The organism is Microcoleus sp. BM001215392, from assembly GCF_036700185.1.
Classification (GTDB): Bacteria; Cyanobacteriota; Cyanobacteriia; order Cyanobacteriales; family Microcoleaceae; genus Microcoleus.
The window spans coordinates 1-1,445 of the sequence record NZ_JAUBOJ010000474.1 but is presented as its reverse complement, the minus strand read 5'-3'; the positions used below and the strand labels follow the sequence as shown (position 1 = coordinate 1,445).

At 43.5% G+C, this 1,445-nt stretch carries 2 protein-coding genes; both read right to left on the bottom strand.

Annotation, left to right across the window (positions count from 1 at the left end; translation table 11 throughout):
• Positions 1-198: 198 nt before the first annotated feature.
• Positions 199-411 (bottom strand): protein IsiD, encoded by a 213-nt coding sequence (gene isiD / locus QT974_RS30925; RefSeq protein WP_096830400.1) that lies wholly within the window; start codon positions 409-411, stop codon positions 199-201.
• A gap of 45 nt (positions 412-456) precedes the next feature.
• Positions 457-1,083: an alpha/beta hydrolase gene (locus QT974_RS30920; RefSeq protein WP_333472197.1), complete on the bottom strand. Its 627-nt coding sequence runs from the start codon at positions 1,081-1,083 to the stop codon at positions 457-459.
• Between the last annotated feature and the right edge of the window lie 362 nt (positions 1,084-1,445).

The following is a 1,445-nucleotide window of genomic DNA, read 5'->3' as shown; positions in this document are numbered from 1 at the left end:
GTTACATCCGTTACATCCGTTACACAATCCGCTGCCGAACTTCCTTCTTCCTTCTTCCTTCAGCTATAAAAAAGAATCAAGAAAGAAGTTGAGATGAAAACAGACAAAAATCCATAACTCATCTGTTCAATCCGCAACAAAATATGCTGCTAACTTCTTTCTCAATTCCATCGAAATTTTTGAGCTAGATTTTTAAGCCTATGCTTCGTCGTAAGCTTCCATATCCAGAAGGTGGAGATAGGGTTCAACCATCTCCGGCCGCTGAAAGGCAAGCGATCGCAACAAATGCCAATCATTCAATCCCTCAAAAGGATCTGTATAATCGTCAACTTCCAAACGGACAGCCAGTTCTGCCACGTCCTCTGAAGTAAGTACAGCAATATCGCGCGATGCTTTGGTTAAAGTTTTCATTTTTTTACCCTGCCCGAGACTTCCGCCATACTATATCCTAAGCCTTTAATCCGATTTAGAGACACTTTCTACAACAAAACTTCGCATTACATCTACAACTTCCGGCATAATCTCGTGTCCCATGTTAAATTCTCGATACTGCACCCGCGCTCCCCAAGCAGTAAAACTGTCGCGCGATCGCACCGCAGCACTAACGGGAACAATAGTATCTTGAGTGCCGTGCACGATCAAAACAGGTGGCAAAGCACTCCCAGCAACTGGAAAAATCGACGAATGCAAATAACCGCTCAGACAAATTAAACCCGCTACGGGCAAAGTCAAGCCCACATCCAGAGTCATCGCTCCGCCTTGAGAAAAGCCGCCTAAAATCGTGCGAGACAAAGGTACACCCGTGCTGCTTTCCAAAGAAAGCAATAATTCCTTCAGCAATTCCCTGCTTTCTACCAATCCCTGAGCATCTTTGTTTGCTAGGTCATACCACATTTTGCCACCCATTACCTGAGGATGGGGAAACGGGGCGTCGGGAAACATAAACTGATAATCCGGCAAATTGAAAGCCGGTGCTAAGCTAGTCAAATCCCGAGCATTAGCACCCCATCCGTGCAAAGCGACAATTAAACCGACTGGTTTGCGATCGGCTGTGGGCGGAATGCTAATAAATTGTAAAGACATCGTAATTAGTAATTGGTAATCTGGTATTACTAAAATTATAAATTGTCGCGGCGGGTAAAACCCAAGATATTTGTTTTAGGCGATATTTAAATTTAAATTAGGAGGTGCTTGCTAATAACTCTAACCAGAGCATCTCAATGAATGCAAAAAGTATTTTTTAACAGTGCTGTCCCGCCCTTGGAATCTGTACAAGACTCGCGAGCGGCGACAGCATTGCATAGGAAAAACTGAGATGATGCAAGGGTGCAGCGGATGAGTGCAAGCAAATATGTTTGTATGGGCTATAGCATGACCGCAGTAAATATTAAATTATAACTAATAACTTATATGCGGTCATGCTTCTTCAGGCTTCAAAAACCAGA